This is a genomic window from Burkholderia sp. Bp8998 (assembly GCF_003854235.1).
Taxonomy (GTDB): Bacteria; Pseudomonadota; Gammaproteobacteria; order Burkholderiales; family Burkholderiaceae; genus Burkholderia.
In genome coordinates this window covers 25,801-44,813 of sequence record NZ_QTQF01000008.1, presented here as the reverse complement: position 1 = coordinate 44,813, position 19,013 = coordinate 25,801, and the positions used below count along the sequence as shown (strand labels likewise).

General features: G+C 67.2%; 17 protein-coding genes, 1 tRNA gene and 1 pseudogene. 8 read left to right on the top strand and 11 right to left on the bottom strand.

From position 1 onward, the window contains the following. Nucleotides 1-53 precede the first annotated feature (53 nt). A complete protein-coding gene (locus tag DIE06_RS11070) occupies nt 54-1,103 on the bottom strand; it encodes a LysR family transcriptional regulator (protein ID WP_124661457.1) in 1,050 nt (349 codons plus the stop codon). 426 nt (nt 1,104-1,529) lie between these two features. Here DIE06_RS11070 and DIE06_RS11065 point away from each other — a divergent pair, with 426 nt between their 5' ends. Further along, nucleotides 1,530-2,543: a D-2-hydroxyacid dehydrogenase family protein gene (locus tag DIE06_RS11065; protein WP_124614223.1), complete on the top strand. Its 1,014-nt coding sequence runs from the start codon at nt 1,530-1,532 to the stop codon at nt 2,541-2,543. Between the two features lie 49 nt (nt 2,544-2,592). Here DIE06_RS11065 and DIE06_RS11060 read toward each other — a convergent pair whose 3' ends face one another. Both DIE06_RS11060 and DIE06_RS11055 read right to left on the bottom strand, forming a co-directional pair. Further along, on the bottom strand, nt 2,593-3,459 hold the full coding sequence (locus DIE06_RS11060; protein ID WP_124661456.1) for a patatin-like phospholipase family protein: 867 nt from the start codon (nt 3,457-3,459) through the stop codon (nt 2,593-2,595). A gap of 8 nt (nt 3,460-3,467) precedes the next feature. Continuing rightward, complete coding sequence (locus DIE06_RS11055) at nt 3,468-3,872, bottom strand: PaaI family thioesterase (RefSeq protein WP_059534903.1); 405 nt, start codon at nt 3,870-3,872, stop codon at nt 3,468-3,470. 191 nt (nt 3,873-4,063) lie between these two features. Between DIE06_RS11055 and DIE06_RS11050 the strand changes: the two genes are divergently transcribed. Then, nucleotides 4,064-4,139: transfer RNA gene (locus tag DIE06_RS11050), tRNA-Lys, on the top strand. A gap of 192 nt (nt 4,140-4,331) precedes the next feature. Then, on the top strand, nt 4,332-5,381 hold the full coding sequence (locus DIE06_RS11045) for a DUF3592 domain-containing protein (RefSeq protein ID WP_124661455.1): 1,050 nt from the start codon (nt 4,332-4,334) through the stop codon (nt 5,379-5,381). A gap of 39 nt (nt 5,382-5,420) precedes the next feature. Here DIE06_RS11045 and DIE06_RS11040 read toward each other — a convergent pair whose 3' ends face one another. Further along, complete coding sequence (locus DIE06_RS11040) at nt 5,421-6,035, bottom strand: CGNR zinc finger domain-containing protein (RefSeq protein ID WP_124661454.1); 615 nt, start codon at nt 6,033-6,035, stop codon at nt 5,421-5,423. 80 nt (nt 6,036-6,115) lie between these two features. On the opposite strand from DIE06_RS11040, the gene DIE06_RS11035 reads away from it, so the two are divergent. Next, on the top strand, nt 6,116-6,931 hold the full coding sequence (locus DIE06_RS11035; RefSeq protein ID WP_124661453.1) for an alpha/beta fold hydrolase: 816 nt from the start codon (nt 6,116-6,118) through the stop codon (nt 6,929-6,931). A gap of 29 nt (nt 6,932-6,960) precedes the next feature. Here the strand turns inward: DIE06_RS11035 and DIE06_RS11030 are convergent, their stop codons facing one another. Genes DIE06_RS11030 through DIE06_RS11020 form a run of 3 tightly spaced genes read right to left on the bottom strand, consistent with a single transcriptional unit; the run spans nt 6,961 to nt 9,190 of the window. Further along, the gene (locus tag DIE06_RS11030; protein WP_124661452.1) at nt 6,961-7,716 is read right to left on the bottom strand and encodes an amino acid ABC transporter ATP-binding protein; all 756 of its coding nucleotides are present in this window, start codon (nt 7,714-7,716) and stop codon (nt 6,961-6,963) included. Next, nucleotides 7,713-8,393, bottom strand: coding sequence for an amino acid ABC transporter permease (locus DIE06_RS11025; protein ID WP_124661451.1), 681 nt, complete (start codon nt 8,391-8,393; stop codon nt 7,713-7,715). Before DIE06_RS11025 ends, DIE06_RS11030 begins: the two co-directional genes overlap by 4 nt. Before the next feature lie 14 nt (nt 8,394-8,407). Next, nucleotides 8,408-9,190, bottom strand: a complete 783-nt coding sequence (locus DIE06_RS11020; RefSeq protein WP_124661450.1) for an amino acid ABC transporter substrate-binding protein — start codon at nt 9,188-9,190, stop codon at nt 8,408-8,410. A 327-nt stretch (nt 9,191-9,517) separates the two neighbouring features. Between DIE06_RS11020 and DIE06_RS11015 the strand changes: the two genes are divergently transcribed. Continuing rightward, nucleotides 9,518-9,790, top strand: a complete 273-nt coding sequence (locus DIE06_RS11015) for a hypothetical protein (protein ID WP_124661449.1) — start codon at nt 9,518-9,520, stop codon at nt 9,788-9,790. Between the two features lie 89 nt (nt 9,791-9,879). Here the strand turns inward: DIE06_RS11015 and phnY are convergent, their stop codons facing one another. Beyond that, nucleotides 9,880-11,334, bottom strand: coding sequence for a phosphonoacetaldehyde dehydrogenase (gene phnY / locus DIE06_RS11010; protein ID WP_124661448.1), 1,455 nt, complete (start codon nt 11,332-11,334; stop codon nt 9,880-9,882). A gap of 28 nt (nt 11,335-11,362) precedes the next feature. After that, nucleotides 11,363-12,601 carry a phosphonoacetate hydrolase gene (gene phnA, locus DIE06_RS11005; protein ID WP_124661447.1) on the bottom strand — a complete coding sequence of 413 codons (1,239 nt, stop codon included), beginning with the start codon at nt 12,599-12,601 and terminating at the stop codon, nt 11,363-11,365. 196 nt (nt 12,602-12,797) lie between these two features. Here phnA and DIE06_RS39440 point away from each other — a divergent pair. Next, nucleotides 12,798-12,980: pseudogene (locus DIE06_RS39440) on the top strand (2-aminoethylphosphonate--pyruvate transaminase); the annotation flags it as partial. Between the two features lie 146 nt (nt 12,981-13,126). After that, on the top strand, nt 13,127-14,515 hold the full coding sequence (locus DIE06_RS10995; RefSeq protein ID WP_124661446.1) for an FAD-dependent oxidoreductase: 1,389 nt from the start codon (nt 13,127-13,129) through the stop codon (nt 14,513-14,515). Between the two features lie 108 nt (nt 14,516-14,623). Here the strand turns inward: DIE06_RS10995 and DIE06_RS10990 are convergent, their stop codons facing one another. Continuing rightward, complete coding sequence (locus DIE06_RS10990; protein WP_124661445.1) at nt 14,624-15,352, bottom strand: phosphonate utilization associated transcriptional regulator; 729 nt, start codon at nt 15,350-15,352, stop codon at nt 14,624-14,626. A 194-nt stretch (nt 15,353-15,546) separates the two neighbouring features. Continuing rightward, nucleotides 15,547-17,718: a phosphocholine-specific phospholipase C gene (locus DIE06_RS10985; protein ID WP_124661444.1), complete on the bottom strand. Its 2,172-nt coding sequence runs from the start codon at nt 17,716-17,718 to the stop codon at nt 15,547-15,549. Nucleotides 17,719-17,947: 229 nt separating this feature from the next. Between DIE06_RS10985 and DIE06_RS10980 the strand changes: the two genes are divergently transcribed. Further along, entirely contained in the window at nt 17,948-18,901 is a 954-nt protein-coding gene (locus tag DIE06_RS10980; RefSeq protein ID WP_260433592.1) for a LysR family transcriptional regulator, read from the top strand. Nucleotides 18,902-19,013 lie beyond the last annotated feature (112 nt).

Below are 19,013 nucleotides of genomic sequence, written 5' to 3'. Positions count from 1 at the left end.
TCTTGGTGCCCGATGCCTGATGCCGGCCGTGACGGTGCGCGGCCGCCGTGGCGCTACAGCGGCGACGGCACCGCAACGCGCGCGCGCGGCGAACGTGCGAGGCGCGGCTGCAGGTTCGGGTCGGTCGATTCGGGCGGCTCGGCACGCATCTCGACGCCGATCGGCGCGGGCGCCGCACCCTGTGCGGCCCACTGTTCGCCCATCATCGCGTCGGTCGAGTGGCTGAAATACTCGACGAGGTGATCGATGAACGTGCGCACCTTCGCGGGCAGATGGCGCCGACTCGGATACGCGATGTTGATCTCCACCTGCGGCAGCCGGAAATCCGGCAGCAGCCGCACCAGCGCGCCGCGCGCGATGTCGCTGCCGATCAGGTAGCTCGGCAGGATCGCGACGCCCATCCCGAGCAGCGCGAACTGGCGCAGCATCGCGGTGTTGTTCGCGACGATCACGTTGGTCGGGCGCACGCGCACTTCGCCGTCCGGCCCCGTGAACACGCGCTCGTCGCCCCAGTATTCGGTCGGCAGGCTCAGCGCCGGGTGCTCGGCGAGGTGCTCCGGATGGGTGGGTACGCCGTGCTTTTCCAGATAGCTCGGCGTCGCGCACACGGTCATGCAGCCCGTGGTCAGCCGACGCGTGACGATGCTCGCGCTGCGCATCTGGCGCGTGACGACGATGCCGACGTCGAAACCTTCCTCGACGAGATCGACCTGGCGGTCGACCAGCGTCAGATCCGGCACGACTTTCGGGAAATTCTCCGTGTACGACTGCATGACGGGGGCAAGGTTGTGCAGGCCGAACACGACCGGCGCGACGATGCGCAACGTGCCGACCGGCTCGTGATTGCGCGCGACGACCATCTGTTCGACATCCTCGAGCTCATCGAGAATCTGGCGCGCCCGCTCCAGATAGACCTGGCCCGACTCCGTCAGCGAAAGGCTGCGCGTGGTGCGGTTCAACAAGCGCGTACCGAGCCGGCCTTCCAGATCGGCGACGTGACGCGTCGCGACCGCGTTGGAGATATCCATTGCACTCGCGGCCCGCGCGAAACTACCGAGATCCGCAACCTTGACGAACACGCGCATCGACTGCAAATGATCCATAAACGACTCCTGCCGCTGTTACAACTTCAAAAAGTTGAAGCATATGCGTAATTCTCCTACGACAGCGGAAATGATGCAGAGTTGCCTAACGACACCGAGAAACGAGATAAAAATAGTCAAACATCCTCACTCATCGCGAATGGATGATCCAATTATTCTGATTGGAGCAACAATTGGGTGAACCTCGTCGGGTAAGCGGCCGAATCAGGAAGGACGTGTTTGATGCGACACGGCAGCGCACCCCGCCCCACCCGACGGGAGCGGCGCCGGATCAGGCCGGCGCCGATTGCGGCGGAGCGTAACAACCTGTTAAAAAGACACCACGAGGTGCGCCGACGTAGCATCATGTCGGCCCCGGCCGGGCGGGACGGGTGCGCGACGTGCGCCGCCGCCACTGCCGCTTTCAACGCGCGACTCCCGCTGACCATGAAAATTGCCATCCTCGACGACTACCAGGACGCCGTCCGCAAGCTGAACTGCTTCGAGATGCTTGCCGAGCACGACGTGAAGGTCTTCAACAACACGGTACGCGGCCTGGGGCAACTCGCGAGTCGTCTCGCGGAAGTCGAGGCGCTCGTGCTGATTCGCGAGCGCACGCCGATTTCGTCGCAACTGCTCGCCAAGCTGCCGAACCTGCGCATGATCAGCCAGACCGGCCGCATCTCGACGCACATCGACCTCGAAGCATGTACTGACCGCGGCATCGCGGTGCTCGAAGGCACCGGGTCGCCGGTCGCGCCGGCCGAACTGACCTGGGCGCTCGTGATGGCCGCCCAGCGCCGGATTCCACAATACGTCGCGAACCTGAAGCAGGGTGCCTGGCAGCAGTCGGGCCTGAAGACGTCGGCGCTGCCGCCGAACTTCGGCCTCGGCCAGGTGCTGCGCGGCCAGACGCTCGGCATCTGGGGCTACGGCAAGATCGGCCGGCTGGTCGCCGGCTACGGCAAGGCGTTCGGGATGAACGTGCTGATCTGGGGCCGCGAGCATTCGCTCGAGGCCGCGCGCGCCGACGGCTACACGGCCGCCGAGAGCCGCGAAGCGCTGTTCGAGCAGAGCGACGTGCTGTCGCTGCACCTGCGCATGCACGACGACACGCGCGGGATCGTCAAGCAGGAAGACCTGATGCGGATGAAGCCGACGTCGCTGCTCGTCAACACGAGCCGCGCGGAGCTGCTCGAGGAAAACGCGCTCGTCAACGCGCTGTCGCACAACCGTCCGGGGATGGTCGCGATCGACGTGTTCGAGAGCGAGCCGATCCTGCAGGGCTACAGCCTGCTGCGGATGGAAAACGTGATCTGCACGCCGCACATCGGCTACGTCGAGCGCGAAAGCTACGAGCTCTATTTCAGCGCGGCGTTCCGGAACATCCTCGCGTTCGACCAGGGGGACCTGTCGAGCGTCGTCAACCCGGAAGCGCTGACGCCGCGCCGCGTACGCTGACCGACACGGGCCGCGCCCGCCGCGCGGCCCTGCTTCTCCGCTCCCGCCTTCAGGCGGCCCCGCGGCCGCCCGTCATCGCGTCGACACGCGTGAGGAAATGCTCGCCGTCGCGCCGTCCGAGATCGTATGCCTGCCGCATCTGCGATGGACTCGTGTAATCCCAACTCGAAATCGGCACCTTGCTCGACGGCTGTATATAAAGCCGCCGCTGGTCGCCATGCGCGACCGTGAACATCTGCGGGCGCGGATACAGCCGCGTGACAAGCACCAGCACGTCGCCCGGCGATGCGTCGAGCGCGCCGACCGGCACGTTGTCGACCATCCCGCCGTCGAGCACCGGCCGGCCGCCGCGGCGCAGCACCGGCGTGAACGGCGGCGTGCACGACGACTGCAGGATCAGGTCGGCGAGTTCGTCGACGCTCGTGCACGCCTGCGCGCGCACGAACTCGGGCCGGAAGCCGAGCGTGCGCCCGAGCGTCGGGTGCAGCGTCTTGCGCACGTACTTTTCGATGTTGTACGCGATGAGGCCCGCCGCGACCGCGCTGCGTGCGCCAAGCCAGCGCGGCACGTGCGACACGCCGATGCGGATCTCCGGCGCGTCGGTGAGCCGCGCAAACGGCTCGCCGTAGATGTCGAGCAGCGCCTGGCGATAGATCCGGTAATGCGGAAATACCGGCTCGCGCCCGAACAGGTTGCCCCAGTACGCGTTCTTGCGGTTGTGGCGCAGCGCCTCCTCGTAATAGCGCATCACCCACGCGGCGTCGCGTGTATACAGCATGCAGGCCGTCGCCGCGCCGGCCGAGATGCCGGCGATCACGCGCGGGCGCAAGCCGAGCGCCGGCTGCGCGACGTCCCAGAAGCCGGCCTGCCACCAGCAGCGATTGCCGCCGCCCGCGAAGACGATCTGGTCGAACATCGCGCCGCTCAGCCGACGAGCGCGTAGGTCGACGTCGCGTGGACGGCCATCTTGCCGTCCTCGTCGAACAGCTCGACTTCGCCGAATACCAGGTTGCGGCCCATCCGCAGCACCCGCGCGGTGACGAGCACGTCGCCCTTGCGCACCGGACGCATGAAGTTCGTGTTCAGCGACACGGTGGTCATCGGCCGGAACTCGCCGAGCGCGACCGAGATCGCGACCACCATCGCGGTATCGGCGGCGGCAGTGAACACCTGGCCGCAGATGATGCCGCCCGAATGACGGAATTCGCCGGAAAACGGCAGGCGCATCGTGACGCTGTCGTCGCCGATCGATACGGGGACCAGACCGAGCGACCGGACCCACGGGGCCAGCAGGCGATCCAGCAATTCGCGGACTGCGTTTTCGTCCATCTTCGAATGTCCAGAAAACGTTGCGCGACCGCCGCGCAACGGGTGTGGACGTCATCATACCGGGACCGCGCCAACTGCGATGGCTCGTGACCGCGCGGACCGCCGCCGTTGCCGTGACGAACTATTTTGAGGAAATTCGCAGAAAGGGCTTGCCAAGTCCAAAATACACGTGCATAATCTTTCTTCTGTTGGGGGCGTTAGCTCAGTTGGTAGAGCAGCGGACTCTTAATCCGTAGGTCGAGTGTTCGAGTCACTCACGCCCCACCAGGAATTCCAAAGGCCGGTCAGCGCAAGCTGACCGGCCTTTTTCCGTTTCGGCGCCCGCCCGACTCCCCCGCATCACGGCATGCAATCACATACACATACATGCCCCGCCCATATACTTTCCGCTAGAATCGTCCGACAAATATCACACGACCGGGACGGCGATCGCCGTATCGCCGCCGGCACTGAGAGAGCATGGGACGTCAGACATGGAATCATGTGAGCGAGACGCGACCATTCAGAGGGCATGGTCACGCCGACAACGGCGCGCACGTCGAGTCGCGCCATCCCCCCGATCGCATCCGGCCCCGTCGCACGGCGCGCACCGTGGATCCGGCCATGCCGCGTAAGGACGCGCTCGTCGCGCTTGCGCTCGGCGTTGCGCTGCTCGTGGTCGCAGCCATGCTCGCCCTCGCCGCGCGCCATGCGGCCGGCGATCTGGTCCGCGCGCCGGGCACGGTCGTGCGCATCGTGCAGGACAGCGACGCGATGCGTGCCTATCGCCCGATCGTCGCCTATCTCGCGAATGACGGCCGCCGCCGTGAAGTCGCCGGCAATACCGCATCGGTGGTCCCGGCGTACGACATCGGTGAAAGCGTGGACGTCCTGGTTGATCCGGCCCATCCGAACCGTCCCGCGGTGATCGACGATTTCACGCAACGCTGGTTTCCCGTCGCGGTGCCGGCACTGCTCGCGATCGCGTCGCTCGCGATCGGCAGCCTGCTGTACGTGAACGAGCGCCGCGGCCGGCAAGCGGACGCGCTTTCCGCACCGGCCGCCCGCAAGACGGCCCGGCGCCGCTGGAACATCGCGATCGTGCTGATTCCGATCGCGATCGGCACCGGCTTCCTGGCCGGTGCCGGCGCTGCCGGGCTGCGCCAGTGGCAGATCGCGCACCATTACGCGCACTCGACCGGCCATGTCGTCGAGATCGCCGAAACCGCACGCTCGTCCCGCACCCGCACATCGCTCTATTCGGTAAGCGTCGCGTTTACGACCGACAGCGGCCGCCCGGTCACATTCGCCCAAGGCTCGGCTTCATCGCATCCCGGGCTGTACGAAGGCGAGGTGGTCAACGTGCTGTACGACCCCGTCACGCCCGAGCGCGCAGTCATCGACCGGTTCTGGGATCGGTGGGGACTCACGGCGATCCTGTTCGCGATCGGCGCGCCGTTCCTCGTCGCCGGACTGTTCGTCGTCGGGGCGCTGTGGCCCGAGCATCGGTCGCACGAACTCGCTGAATGACCAACGCGGAGCCGAGCCGTCGACACCGCGGCACCGGCTTCACCGCTCCCTGAACGCCTCCACCTTCGCGCGGTTCCCGCACGTGCGCATGTCGCACCAGCGTCGCCCGACGCCGCGGCCGCGATCGATGAAGAACCACGTACAGCGGCCGCACTGCCGCACACGCGCGAAGTCGTCGCCGCGCATCAGATGCTCGAACCCGAGCGCGGCCGCATCGATCCAGCGCGCCGCGGCACGCGCATCGGGCCGCCACGCGAAGCGGCCATCGGCCGCGTCGAATCTGCTGCGCCCGATCGCATCGCGAATCGCCTCGGCGAGCCGGTCCGCCGCTCGCGCGCCGGCGCGGCCGCCCTCGTCGGCCGTCAGGTGCGCGAGCGCTGCATATGCATCCTCGCGAAAATCATGCAGCGCGGCGAGTTCGTCCGCGCCATCCTGCCGCGAATGACGCAGAAACCGCGCCAGGTCGGCCTCCGCCAGCAACCCCGACTTTCCGGCCCATGCCCGCACAGCCGCCCAGTCGGCGAGTTTGTCCTCGTCGCGCGTCTTGCCCGTGTCGGCCACCGTGTTCAGGAAATCCAGTGCCGGATGGCCGCCGACGAAATCGGCAGCGCTCCATGCGTGCACCTGTCGCGCAGGCTCGTGTCGAGTAACCATTTATTCACACCTATCGGTTTCATGTCCGGATAAACAAGCGTAACCTGTTAACCACCGAAACAGGTTAGCACGGAGGCACGATGCTCGATCTCGACAAGCGCTTCATTTTTGAAGGTCACCGGATCGCGTGGGGCACGCTCGGCGAAGGGCCGCCGCTCGTACTCGTGCACGGCACGCCGTTTTCATCGCAGGTGTGGCGCCGCATCGCGCCGTGGCTCGCACGGCGCCATCGCGTGTTCTTCTACGACCTGCTCGGCTACGGCCAGTCGGACATGCCCGACGCTGACGTCTCGCTCGGCCGGCAGAACGTGCTGTTCGGCGCGCTGCTCGGCGAATGGAGTATTTCACGCCCGCGCGTGCTGGCGCACGACTACGGCGGCGCGACGGTACTGCGCGCGCATTTCCTCGACGGCATCGCGTATTCGGACCTGACGCTCGTGAACCCGGTCGCGATCGCGCCGCAAGGCTCGCCGTTCGTCCGACATGTCGCGCTGCACGAAGCCGCGTTCACCGGGCTGCCGGCGTATGCGCACCACGCGCTCGTGTCGGCCTATATCGGCAATGCAGTCGCGCAGCCGTTGAGCGACGACGTGCTGTCGATCTATCGCTCGCCATGGCTCACGCCGGCCGGCCAGCCGGCGTTCTATCGACAGATCGCGCAGATGCGCCAGCGTTACATCGAGGAAGCCGAAGCCCGCTATGCGCCGCCGGACTTTCCGGTGCGCATCGTGTGGGGCGAGGACGACGCGTGGATTCCGCTCGAACAGGGGCAGGCGCTTGCCGATCGCATCGCGAACGGCAAGCTGATCAGGGTGCCGCGCGCGGGCCACCTGGTCCAGGAGGATGCGCCGGAGGCGATTGTCGCCGCAGTGTTCGACGGACACGGACTGGATTGATCGCCAACGCAGCCGCGTGACGTCGCGCGTCAGAAGGCCGGCACGCCCTGTGCAAGCGTCGCGACGAACTTCGCGGTGCGCGGGTCGCGTGGTCGACCGAACAGCTCGCGCGATGCGCCGGCCTCGACGACCCGGCCATCCGCGAGAAACACCGCATCGTGCGCGACCGACGCGGCCAGGCGCAGGTCGTGCGTGGCCATCAGCATCGTCGTGCCTTCCCGCGCGAGCTGGCGCAGCACCTCGACGACTTCGATGGACAGTTCGGGATCGAGCGCCGACGTCGGCTCGTCGCACAGCAGCACCTGCGGCGACGGCGCGAGCGCACGCGCGATGGCCACGCGCTGCTGCTGGCCGCCCGACAACGTCGCGGGCCATGCATCGGCCTTGTCCGCGATTCCGACCTTGTCCAGCAAGGCGACCGCCCGCTGGCGCGCCTGCTCGCGCGGCCAGCGCTGCACGGTCACGAGCCCTTCCATCACGTTCTGCACGACGCTCAGGTGCGGGAACAACTGGAAGTTCTGGAACACCATGCCGGTCTGGCGGCGCACCGCGAACACGTGGTCGCGCGACGGGCGCCCCGCCGCGAAGTCGATGCGTGCGTCGCCGACCGTCAGTGTGCCCGTCTCCGGCACTTCGAGCAGGTTCACGCAGCGCAGCAGCGTGCTCTTGCCGCTGCCGGACGGCCCGATCAACGCGGTCACGCTGCCGGGCTGCAATGCGAGGTCAATGCCGGTCAGCACGCGCTGCGCGCCGAACGACTTGTCGATGCGTTCGAGACGGATCATCGCAACTCCGCGTGGAACAGCGCGTGACGGCCGAAACGGAGTTCGAGCCGACGTTGCAGCGACGAGAGCGCCGAGCTGAACAGCAGATAGATCAGCGCGGCTTCGGTATAGAGGATCAGCGGCTCGTAGGTGACGGCCGCGATGCGCTGCGCGGCCTGGAAGATCTCGGGCACGGTCAGCACGGCCGCGAGCGACGTGTCCTTCACGAGCGAAATGAACGAATTCGACAGCGCAGGCAGCGCGACGCGCGCGGCCTGCGGCAGGATCGCGCGGCGCAGCGCCTGCGCGCGCGTCATCGCCATCGAGTACGCGGCTTCCCACTGTCCCTTCGGGATCGATTCGATCACGCCGCGGATCACCTCGGCGTTGTACGCGCCGACGTTCAGCGAGAAACCAATCACGGCGGAAGTCAGCGGATCGAGCACGATGCCGACGCTCGGCAATCCGTAGAAGATCACGAACAGCTGCACGAGCAGCGGCGAGCCGCGAAACAGCCAGATGTAGAAACGGACACTGGCCTGCACCCAGCGCGGCCCGAACAGGCGCGCGAGCGCCGCGCCGAACGCGAACAGCAGGCCGATCGCGAACGACGCGAGCGTCAGTGGAACCGTGAACACGAGCCCCGCCACCAGCAGGGGCCGCAGCGATTCCCCCATCAGGTGCAGCCAGGGCGGCATCGGTCAGCCTCGCGTCACGGCTGCGACACGTCGCGGCCGAAGTACTTCTGCGAGATCTTCGCGTAGGTGCCGTCGGCCTTGATGTCCGCGAGTGCCTTGTCGATCGCCGCCACCAGCGCCGGGCTGCCCTTGCGCAGCAGCACGCCCGATGCATCGCCGGCGCCGGTCGTGTCGGTCGCCGCAATCTTCAGTTTCGCGTCGGGCTTGTGCTTGCGGAAGTCGAGGTACGACAGCGAATCGTTGATCGTTGCGTCGACGCGCCCCGAGCTCAGCAGGTCGATCGACTCGTTGAAACCCTGCACGGGCACCACGTCCGCGCCGTGCGCGGCCGCGAGCTTGCCGAAATTGCTCGTCAGCGTGTTCGCGGATTGCTTGCCCTTCAGGTCGTCGAACGAGCGGATCGACGTGTTGTCCGCGCGCACGATCAGCACCGCGTGCGACGTGATGTACGGCGTCGAGAAATCGTATTTCGCCTTGCGTGCATCGGTGATCGACACTTCGTTGACGACCGCGTCGTAGCGGTTCACGTCGAGGCCCGCGATCAGCCCGTCCCACTTGCCTTCGACGAACGTCGCCTTCACACCGAGCCGCTGAGCGATCGCGGTCGCGATGTCGACGTCGAAGCCGGTCAGCTTGCCCGACGCGTCGTGATACGTAAACGGCGCATAGGTGCCTTCGGTGCCGACCCGGAACACGCCGGCCGACTTGATCTGCGACAGGTCGTCGGCAGCCAGTGCGCTCGTGACGGCAGTGGCCTGCAGCAATGCGACGACCAGGATGGAGCGAAGGAATTTCATGGTACGGACCCCGAACGATGGAAGGGAGTGAACCCGCCGGCCCGAGCGGCCCGGCGAGCGGTCCGCGAATTCTACCGACGCGCCGATGCCCCGCAAAAACGCAAATCCGCTATCGATATGAGCGCGTCGAATAACGCGCCGGCCAGCAAGGTTCACCCCGCAGATGAAATCTGTCGCGATGCAGCACGGCCATCGCCCGACGATTTGTTACCGGCGGTTACAGAAGCGACACCGCGGTATCACCCATTCGGCGTGCGCTACGTAGCATGGAAGACCGGTGAACCTATTGCTCGCGGGCCTTGCCCCCACGAACGGAGTGAACGGCAAATGAAACGCATCCTGTTGTCCAGTGCCCTCGGCATCGCGGCCACCTGCCTGTCGGCAAGCGCGTTCGCGCACACCGACGTCGGCGTGTACTTCGGCGTGCCGGGGCCGGTGATCGAGGCGCCGCCGCCTGTCTATTACACGCCGCCGCCCGTCGTGTACGAGCCGGCGCCAGCCTATTACGGCCCGTACTACGGCGAATATCGCTACCGCCGCTACCGGCATGACAACGGCTGGCACCGCGGCTGGCGACATCACCGCGACGACGACGATTAACCGTTGCCTGGCGCCCGTCGCAGCCGCATCCCGCCGGGGGACATTCCGCGCGCCGGCCTTCGAGCCGGCGCGTCCGAATTACACACCGCTTACCAGGGCAGCGAATAGGTCTTCGTATTCGTGAAGCTCTTCATCGCTTCCTGCACGCCTTCCTTGTAGCCGAGGCCCGAATCCTTCACGCCGCCGAACGGCGTCAGTTCGAGCCGGTAGCCCGGCACCTCGCGCACGTTCACACTGCCGACTTCCAGCTCCGTGATGAAGCGCGTGATGTTGTCGAAGCGGTTCGTGCAGACCGACGACGACAACGCATAGTCGGTGCTGTTCGACATCCGGATCGCCTCGTCGATGTCGCGAAAGCGCATGATCGGCGACACCGGGCCGAACGTCTCGTACTTCACGAGCGGCATGTCGGGCGTCACGCGATCGATGACCGTCGGCGAATACAGCGCACCGTCGCGCACGTTGCCGACCAGAAGCCGCGCACCGCGCGCAATCGCGTCGTTCACCTGCTGCTCGCAGAACTTCGCGGCCGCTTCGTCGATCACCGTGCCCATGTCGACCGACGGATCGGCCGGGTTCCCGTAGCTCCAGGCACGGGTTTTCTCGACGACCAGCTCGGTGAAGCGGTCGGCCACCGCCTCGTGCACGAGCATCCGCTTGATCGCGGTGCAGCGCTGTCCCGAGTTCTTGTACGAGCCCGACACGGCGAGCGTGCTCGCCTCGTCGAGATCGGCGTCTTCCATCACGATGATCGGATCGTTGCCGCCGAGCTCGAGCACCGCGCGCCGGTAGCCCATCCGCGACGCGATCGACTTGCCGATCGACACGCCGCCGGTGAACGTGATCAGGTCGATCGCCGGGTTCGTGATCAGCTCATCCGCGATGTCCTTCGGGTCGCCGGTAATCACCTGCAGCATCTGCGGCGGCAGGCCGGCTTCATACAGGATGTCCGCGAACAGGTAACAGGACAGCGGCACCTTCTCGGACGGCTTCACGACGATCCGGTTGTTGGTCGCGACCGACGGCACGACCTTGTGCGCGACCTGGTTCATCGGATGGTTGAACGGCGTGATCGCGGAAATCACGCCGAGCAGCGGCTCGCGCTGCGTGTATACGCGACGCTTCTTGCCGTGCGGCGTCAGATCGCACGAGAAGATCTGCCCGTCGTCCTTCAGCACCTCGCCCGCGCCGAACGTGAGCACGTCGGCCACGCGCCCGGCTTCATACGTCGAATCCTTGATGCACAACCCGGCCTCGGCCGTGATCAGCGCCGCGACCTCGGCGGTGCGCGCGCGCACGATGTCGGCCGCGCGGCGCAGGATCGCCGCGCGCTCGTGGCGCGTGAGCGACGGCCGGTACGCACGCGCGACCGCGAATGCGCGCCGCACGTCGTCGAGCGTCGCCTTGGACACGGTGCCGACGAGCGTTCCGTCATACGGATTGCGCACTTCGATCACCGCGTCGCGATGAATCCTTTCACCATCGATTCGCAGTGCTTCACGATGAAGCGCGCGGACCTCCGTCGATGCTGCAATGGCGTTCATGAGTGTCTCCCTGGCGGATGCGTCCGCGTCACTGCAGATGGTTGAGCGCGATGTCGATGATGTCGAAGTTGCGCAGCCGCGCGCGGCCCGTGACGTCGGTCGCGACCGGCTTGCTGAAGATCAGCGGCACGATCTGCTCGGAGATCCCGCCGTGCGAGCGCAGCGGCACGTCGAGGCCCGACAGGTCGTGCTTGATGCGGCGCGTGCCGAGCACGACGTCCTGCTTCGAGATCACGATCAGGTCGCCCATCCGGTCGGGCGGCAGCTCGAAGCGCGCGCAGCCTTCGGCGCCCGTCAGCACGACCTCGATGCCGTCCACGGCGGCAAGCCGCGCGCGCAGCGCGTCGGCATCGGCGAAAGCCGGCACGTAGACGGTCGCGAACGAGCCGAGCGCGCCGTGGTGCACGACGTACGGATCGGTGATCGGCAGGATCACGCGCGCCGCATCGTGGCCGAGCCATTCGTCGAACAGCTCCTGCAGGTAGATCACGTTCGGCTCGCCGGTCGCGTCGTCGTGCTTCGCATTCATCCCGTGATCGGCGGTGATCGCGACGATCGCGCCGAGCTCGTCGAGACGCCGCAGGTAGGTGTCCATCATCGCGTAGAACGCGTTCGCGCCGGGGGTACCGGGCGCGCACTTGTGCTGCACGTAATCGGTCGTCGACAGGTACATCAGGTCGATCGGGCGCGTCTCGAGCAGGCGCACGCCGGCCGCGAACACGAATTCCGACAGGTCCGCGCTGTACACGCTCGGCACCGGCTTGCCGACCAGCTCGAGCACGTTGTCGATGCCGTTTTCCGAGAGGCTCGCCTCGTCGGCCTTCTCCGACGAGAAGCAGATGCCCTTGAGCCCCTTGCCGAGCAGGCGGCGCAGCTTGTCCTTCGCGGTGACGACCGCGACGCGCGCGCCCTGTTCGGCGAAGGTCGCGAGCACGGTGGGCGCGACGAGGTACTTCGGATCGTTCATCAGCACCTCGGCGCCGGTGTCGCGATCGTAGAAGTAGTTGCCGCTGATCCCGTGGATCGCCGGCGGCACGCCGGTAACAATCGACAGGTTGTTCGGGTTCGTGAAGCTCGGCACCACGCACTCGCCCTTGAGCGCCGTGCCCGGCTTCAGCAGCGTGCGCAGGAACGGCGCGACGCCGGCCTCGGCCGCCATCTCGAGATATTCATAGGCGCAGCCGTCGACGCAGACCACCACCACGGGGCGGCTCATCCAGTTGTAGCGGCGGCCGTTCACTTCCACGGATACAGGCGTTTCAGTCATGACGTTCAATCCTTTCCGATCGAAGGGGTGAGCCGTCGGCGCCCGCGCCGCGCCGAAGGGAAGTGTTTCCAGACTTGACATTAAAATGGATGATTTGTAGATTGTCAACAACATGCAGAGAACAGAAAGCAAAAGGCGGGTGGGTAAGGAGCGTGAAGGGTGGCGACCACTCGGCCGCCTCGTGCTGCGGCGCGGTTTTTATCAGGCGGTCAAAAAGCGCGGCTACATTCGGTCGCGGGGCAAGCTCGCCGAGGCCCACGCGTTCCGCGTCGGCTGCATCGGCCACTTCGGCGAAGCCGGTATGCCGGGAGCAGGCGCCGCGATCATCGACACGCTGAACGCGATGAGCGTGCGCCGCATGCCCGCAGCCGTGGTGGCCGGGCTCGACGAATCGGGCCGCACGGCGGCGCGCGGCACGCTGCCGTGCATCGCGGTGCGACGGTGTCGGTTTCGCGTTCGCACTGGTTTTCGTTTTTGCGCCGTGTGCGGCACGGCGACCTCCCACCCTCACTGATACGGCACCCGATGCGACCCTTCTGGATCGAACAAGCGCTGTTCAACGACGGCGACCTCGCCCCCGCACTGCAAGGTGCGACGCCGGCCGACGTGTGCATCGTCGGCGGCGGCTTCACCGGGCTCTGGACCGCGATCCAGGCGAAGCAGCAGAACCCGGCACTCGACATCGCGATCATCGAGGCCGACCTGTGCGGCGCCGGCGCGAGCGGCCGCAACGGCGGCTGCCTGCTCACGTGGTCCGCAAAATTCCTGACGCTGCGGCGCCTGTTCGGCGAAGCCGAGGCGATCCGGCTCGTGAAGGCATCCGAAGCGGCCGTGCAGCACATCGCCGATTTCTGCCGCGCACACGACATCGATGCCGAACTGCGGCTCGACGGCACGCTGTACACCGCGACGTCGCGCGCGCAGGTCGGCACGCTCGCGCCGGTGCTCGACGCGCTCGCCGCGTGCGGCATCCACAGCTACGAACCGCTGCCGGCTGCGGAAGTCGTGCGCCGCTCGGGCTCCGCGCGCAATCTCGACGGCGTGTACTCGCCGATCGCCGCGACCGTGCATCCCGGCAAGCTCGTGCGTGGGCTGCGCCGCGTCGCGCTCGACATGGGGATCCGGATCTACGAGCACACGCCGCTTGTCGACTTCACGCCCGGGCAGCCGGCCATCGTGCTCACGCCGTCCGGCAGCGTGCGGGCGGACAAGCTGGTGTTCGCAATCAACGCGTGGATGGCGAGCTGCTTCCCGCAGTTCGAACGCACGATCGCCGTCGTGTCGAGCGACATGGTCATCACCGAGAAATGCCCGGAACTGCTCGAGCAGACCGGGCTCGTGGACGGCGTATCGGTGCTCGATTCGCGGATCTTCGTGTACTACTACCGCACGACAGCCGACGGCCGGCTGATGCTCGGCAAGGGCGGCAACACGTTCTCGTGGCGCAGCCGCATCGCGCCAGTGTTCGACCGGCGCTCGCCGTACGAGGCGCAGCTCACGCAGAGCCTGCGCGAGTTCTTCCCGTCGCTCGCGGGCGTGCCGGTCACCGCAAGCTGGAACGGCCCGTCGGACCGCTCGGTGACGGGCTTCCCGTTCTTTGGCCGCCTCGACGACGCGCCGAACGTGTTCTACGGCTTCGGCTATTCGGGCAACGGCGTCGGGCCGACCTACATGGGTGGGCGGATCCTGTCGTCGCTGGTGCTCGGCCTCGACAACGCGTGGACGCGCAGCCCGATCGTGCGCGGCCCGCTCGGCCATTTCCCGCCGGAGCCGATCCGTTATGTCGGCGCGCACGTCGTGCGCAACGCGATTCGCCGCAAGGAGCGCGCGGAAGACGAGAGCCGGCGGCCGGCGCTGGTCGACACGTGGCTCGCGAAATTCGCGAGCGCGGCGGGGAAGGCCGACAAGGCGTGACGAGGCGTCAACGTGACGAGGCGCTGATGCGATGACGTGACGCGCACCGCAAAAGGGACGCTGCGAAGCGTCCCTTTGCTTTCGTCGCGGCGGCCCGGTGCAGCCGCGTTACACGCGCTCGGCTTTTTCGCGCGCCGCCTTGCCTGTGCCCGGCAGCCCCTGTTCGTGCGTGCGGCGCATCCGCGCGAGGCCGTGCGCGACGTGCTCGCGCACCAGCGCAACGGCCTTCTCCTCGTCGCCGCTCGCGAGCGCCTGCACGATCTTGTCGTGCTCGGCCGCCGACACCGCGATCGCATTCTCCTCGGCCTCGATCGCGGCCTGGCGGAGCAGCCCGAGCTGGCGCACGAGCCGGCGATAGGTGTCGGTGAGATGCGTGTTGCCGACACCGACCACCATCGCATCGTGGAACTGCACGTTCAGCTCGGTGTAGCGCGTGACGTCATGCGTCTTCGCCGCATCCTTCATCGACTGGATGATGCCCTTCAGCACCTTCAGCGTGTCGGGCGAAATGCGCTTCGCGAGCGCGCGCGCGACCGACTCGTCGAGCATCGCGCGCACTTCGTAGATCTCCTCGGCCTCGCGCAGCGGCACGACGCGCACCGTCACGCCGCGGTTCTTCTCGTTGCGCAGCAGCCCGGCCTGCTCGAGTGCGCGGAACGCTTCACGCACGGGGCCGCGCGACACGTTCAGCTTGGTCGCGATATCGACTTCGTTGAGTTTCTCGCCCGGCGCATATTCGCCGGACACGATCGCGCGCTCGAGCATGTCCTGGACAATCATCGCGAGCGACTGGCTTTGCAGGAGTTCGATGGCGTTGAGCGCGTTCGGGGCAGTCATGGTCGGGCAGGCAGCGAAGCCGCGGAAGGAAACGAGGGCGCCATGTCGGCGAATGATCCCTATATACCCTCGGCCCGATACATTGTCAACAGTTTTCAGTTTCCAAAAACCGGTTCCGCGTGGAGGAATGCAGCCGGCACGCGGCGGCGCGCGGCCGGCGTGGGCACGCCGGTCCGCACGACCCGGGCCTGTCGTCAGGCCGTCTGCTTGACCGGCCCCGGGTCGCTCTGGCTCGGCCGGCCCGTCTCGACGTGGCCCGCGAAACGGCGCACGATCTTGTCGTCGCCACCGCGCAGCGTCGTCGCGGTGACCGTCAGATCGTACCAGCCGTGGCTCGACGACAGCTCGAAGTGATCCTCGATGCGCTCGCCCGGCTCCAGCGTGTAGCTGCGCGCGTGCGCGTGGCTGTAAGCGTTGTCGACGACCACGCGGCACGCCGCACGGCCGCTGTTGCGCAGCTGCAGGTACACGTGGCGGTTGCGCACGTCGTAGCCGATCTTCGCTTCCGGGTTCGCGTGACGGCCGTCCGCGGCCAGCCGCGTGTTGCCCTGGAATTCGCACAGATAGCCGTTCGGGCCATAGGCGGCGAGATGGTAGTCGCCGCGTGCGGCCGACGTGCTCCAGGTATCGGCGAAGCGGTCGTGCGCCGACACCGCGTAGCGGCGCGGCGGCGTCGCCGGATTGCGGCGGTCGTACACGTAGAACGCGGCGCCCGCGTCACCCGAGTTCGCGAAATCGAGCGACACGCTGTCGTCGCGGCCGTTCACGCGGGCATGCACGAACAGCTCGTACGGCAGCGCGCGCGCCGGACGCGAGCCGGGCTCCTGCGCCGGCATGGACTGCCGCGCGGGCACCTGGTAAGCCTGGCCGGCGGTCGCGATGTGCTGCGGCACCGTGAAGCTCACCGTGCGCGTATCGGGCCGCGCGGAGAAATCGAACGCCGACGTGAGGTCGCCGCAGATCGACCGGCGCCACGCGCTGATGTTCGGCTCCATCACGCCGAAGCGCGCTTCGAGGAAACGCAGCACCGACGTGTGGTCGAACGTCTCCGAGCAGACCCAGCCGCCCTTCGTCCACGGCGAGATGATGATCAACGGCACGCGCGGCCCGAGGCCGATCGGCTGGATGCCGCCCGGGTCCGCGCCCGGCACCAGCGGGCTCATCTCGCCCGGGTACTTGTTCAGGTCGAGCAGTTCGTCACCGAGGTTCGACAGCAGGTTCGACGACACGATGCCCTGGCCGCCCACGCCGCTCGTGACCGGCGGCACCGGCGGCACGACGTGGTCGAACAGTCCGTCGTTCTCGTCGTAGTTGAGGATGAACACCGTCTTCGCCCACACCTCGGGGTTCGACGTCAGCGCCTCGAGCACCATGTTGATGTAGAACGCGCCGTCGGTCGGCGACGCCTGCGGGTGCTCGCTGTACTTGTACGGCGACACGATCCACGACACCTGCGGCAGGCGGTTCGCCTGCACGTCGGCCTTCAGCTCGGCGAGCGTGTGGTCCGACGCGCCCTTGTCGACCAGCGGGCCGCTCGCGCCTTCCTTCACCTGGAAGCGCTTGAAGAACATCAGCGAGTTGTCGGTGTAGTTGTCGGTCGGGTCGCCCGGGATGCCGGTGCCGCCCTGGTACACCTTCCAGCTGATCTTCGCGTTCTCGAGGCGTTCCGCGTAGGTCGTCCACGTGTAGCCGTTCACGTCGTCGCGCTCGCCGATGCCCGGGCCGTTCGGCGGGTTGCCGTAGATGTTGCGCGGGTCGACCGTGCCGGTCCACAGGTAGATGCGGTTCGGCGCCGTGTCGGCGTGCGCGGAGCAGAAGTACGAGTCGCAGATCGTGAACGCGTCGGCCAATGCGTAGTGGTACGTGAGGTCCTGGCGCTTCAGGTAGCCCATCGTCAGCACGTCCTGCTTCTGGTTCACCCACTGGTCCCACTGGCCGTTGTTCCATGCGAGGTGGCCGCTGCTCCAGCCGTGGTTGGTGCCCGGCTGGAATTCGGTCGTCTGCTTCGGGTCGAGGTAGAACGGCAGCACGTACGGCGCGGACGGGTCGAGCCCGCGCGAATGGTAGTGCTTCGTGAACACCGACGCCGGCGGCTGCTGCCACACCGGCGCGCCGCTCGGCAGCAGGTGCGGGCGCGGGTCGTTGAAGCCGCGCACGCCGCGCAGCCCGCCGAAGTAATGGTCGAACGAGCGGTTTTCCTGCATGAAGATCACGACGTGTTCGACGTCGCGGATCGTGCCGGTGCGATACGCGGCCGGCATGGCGAGCGCCTTGCGGATCGCGGGCGGGAAGCCGGCGTAGGCGGCCATCGCGCCGGCCGACTGGGCGGCGAGGCGCAGGAAATCGCGTCGATTGGTGGCGGACATGAAGGGGATCCTGTGGGTCGGTAAGGGTGGCGCCGGTCGAGCGGGGCCGGCGGTCGGTGCGTTACCGTTATTACTCCGCACCGGCATGTCCCGGCCGTGACCGGTTCCAGCAGGTTTCTTGCGGTCACCCCCAGCTTTTTTTCGAAGCGACGCCCGACGCGCCTTTCATCCGGCCGACACATGCGTGCGCTACGCTGACGCGCGATGAAGAGGGGGGAGAAGCCGAGTCGTGTTCGATCAGCTGAAGGCGTTCCACGCGACCGTGCGGCAGGGCAGCATCACGCGCGCCGCGCGCCACCTGGGCGTGAGCCAGCCGACGATCGCCGCGCAGATCCGGCAGGTCGAGCAACTGTACGGCGTCGAGCTGTTCTATCGCAGCGGCCGCAAGCTCGAGGTCACCGAGACCGGCATCGAGCTGCTGCCGCTCGTCGAGAAGATGATCGCGCTCGAGGCGCAGGCCGACATCATGCTGCGCAACGTCGGCGGCCTGTTCGAAGGACACCTGCGGATCGGCGCGACCGGGCCGTACTACATCATGGACGCGGTCGGCCGCTTCTCGCATGCGCATCCGTCGATCGCGCTCACGTGCCGGATCGGCAATTCCGAGGAAATCCTGCAGGCGCTGCACGAGTTTCGCATCGACCTCGCGGTGTCGTCGCAACGCAATGACGCGGACGGCCTAGAACGCAAGGTGATTTCCACCGATCCGCTCGTGCTCGTCGTGCATCGCGACCATCCGCTCGCCCGCTTCGACGCGATCGACGCCGCGCAGCTCGCCGACGTGCGGCTCTTGATTCGCGAGGAAGGGTCGGTCACGCGCCGCTGCACGGAGACGATCCTCGCGGCGGCCGGCGTCGCGGCCACGTCGGTCGCCGAGATCGGCAGCCGCGAAGCGATCCGCGAGGCGATCCTGCATGGCGTGGGCGGAAGCCTGTTTCCGCGCGGCGAGGCCGAGCGTCATCCGGACCTGCGCGTCGTCGCGCTGCGCGGCGTCGACACGACGATCGACGAATACGTGTACTACCTGAAGGCGCGCCGCCAGAGCCCCGCGATCGATGCGTTCCTCGCGTGCATCCTGCCGGCGCAGCCCGTCACGCACGACGGGCACGACGGGCACGACGGGCACGACGGGCACGACGGGCACGACGCGCACGGCATGACGCGGCGGGTGAACGCGCGCTGAGCCGCCCCGCGTTCACCGGCTTCGCGTCTTTCCCACCGCACTTCCCCGCACTTCTCCGTACCTTTCCGGTGCTGCCGTTTTCCGCGTGCCTGCGTTGCTGCTTCCCGCCGCG

Bases quoted from the DNA above. Each gene is read 5' to 3' on its own strand.
- DIE06_RS11025 (WP_124661451.1), bottom strand. From the start codon at position 8,393: ATGCCGCCCTGGCTGCACCTGATGGGGGAATCGCTGCGGCCCCTGCTG.
- phnA (WP_124661447.1), bottom strand. From the start codon at position 12,601: ATGACTGAAACGCCTGTATCCGTGGAAGTGAACGGCCGCCGCTACAAC.
- phnY (WP_124661448.1), bottom strand. From the start codon at position 11,334: ATGAACGCCATTGCAGCATCGACGGAGGTCCGCGCGCTTCATCGTGAA.
- DIE06_RS11055 (WP_059534903.1), bottom strand. From the start codon at position 3,872: ATGGACGAAAACGCAGTCCGCGAATTGCTGGATCGCCTGCTGGCCCCG.
- DIE06_RS11015 (WP_124661449.1), top strand. From the start codon at position 9,518: ATGAAACGCATCCTGTTGTCCAGTGCCCTCGGCATCGCGGCCACCTGC.
- DIE06_RS11045 (WP_124661455.1), top strand. From the start codon at position 4,332: ATGGGACGTCAGACATGGAATCATGTGAGCGAGACGCGACCATTCAGA.
- DIE06_RS11065 (WP_124614223.1), top strand. From the start codon at position 1,530: ATGAAAATTGCCATCCTCGACGACTACCAGGACGCCGTCCGCAAGCTG.
- DIE06_RS11020 (WP_124661450.1), bottom strand. From the start codon at position 9,190: ATGAAATTCCTTCGCTCCATCCTGGTCGTCGCATTGCTGCAGGCCACT.
- DIE06_RS11035 (WP_124661453.1), top strand. From the start codon at position 6,116: ATGCTCGATCTCGACAAGCGCTTCATTTTTGAAGGTCACCGGATCGCG.
- DIE06_RS10985 (WP_124661444.1), bottom strand. From the start codon at position 17,718: ATGTCCGCCACCAATCGACGCGATTTCCTGCGCCTCGCCGCCCAGTCG.
- DIE06_RS10990 (WP_124661445.1), bottom strand. From the start codon at position 15,352: ATGACTGCCCCGAACGCGCTCAACGCCATCGAACTCCTGCAAAGCCAG.
- DIE06_RS11060 (WP_124661456.1), bottom strand. From the start codon at position 3,459: ATGTTCGACCAGATCGTCTTCGCGGGCGGCGGCAATCGCTGCTGGTGG.
- DIE06_RS10995 (WP_124661446.1), top strand. From the start codon at position 13,127: ATGCGACCCTTCTGGATCGAACAAGCGCTGTTCAACGACGGCGACCTC.
- DIE06_RS11030 (WP_124661452.1), bottom strand. From the start codon at position 7,716: ATGATCCGTCTCGAACGCATCGACAAGTCGTTCGGCGCGCAGCGCGTG.
- DIE06_RS11040 (WP_124661454.1), bottom strand. From the start codon at position 6,035: ATGGTTACTCGACACGAGCCTGCGCGACAGGTGCACGCATGGAGCGCT.
- DIE06_RS11070 (WP_124661457.1), bottom strand. From the start codon at position 1,103: ATGGATCATTTGCAGTCGATGCGCGTGTTCGTCAAGGTTGCGGATCTC.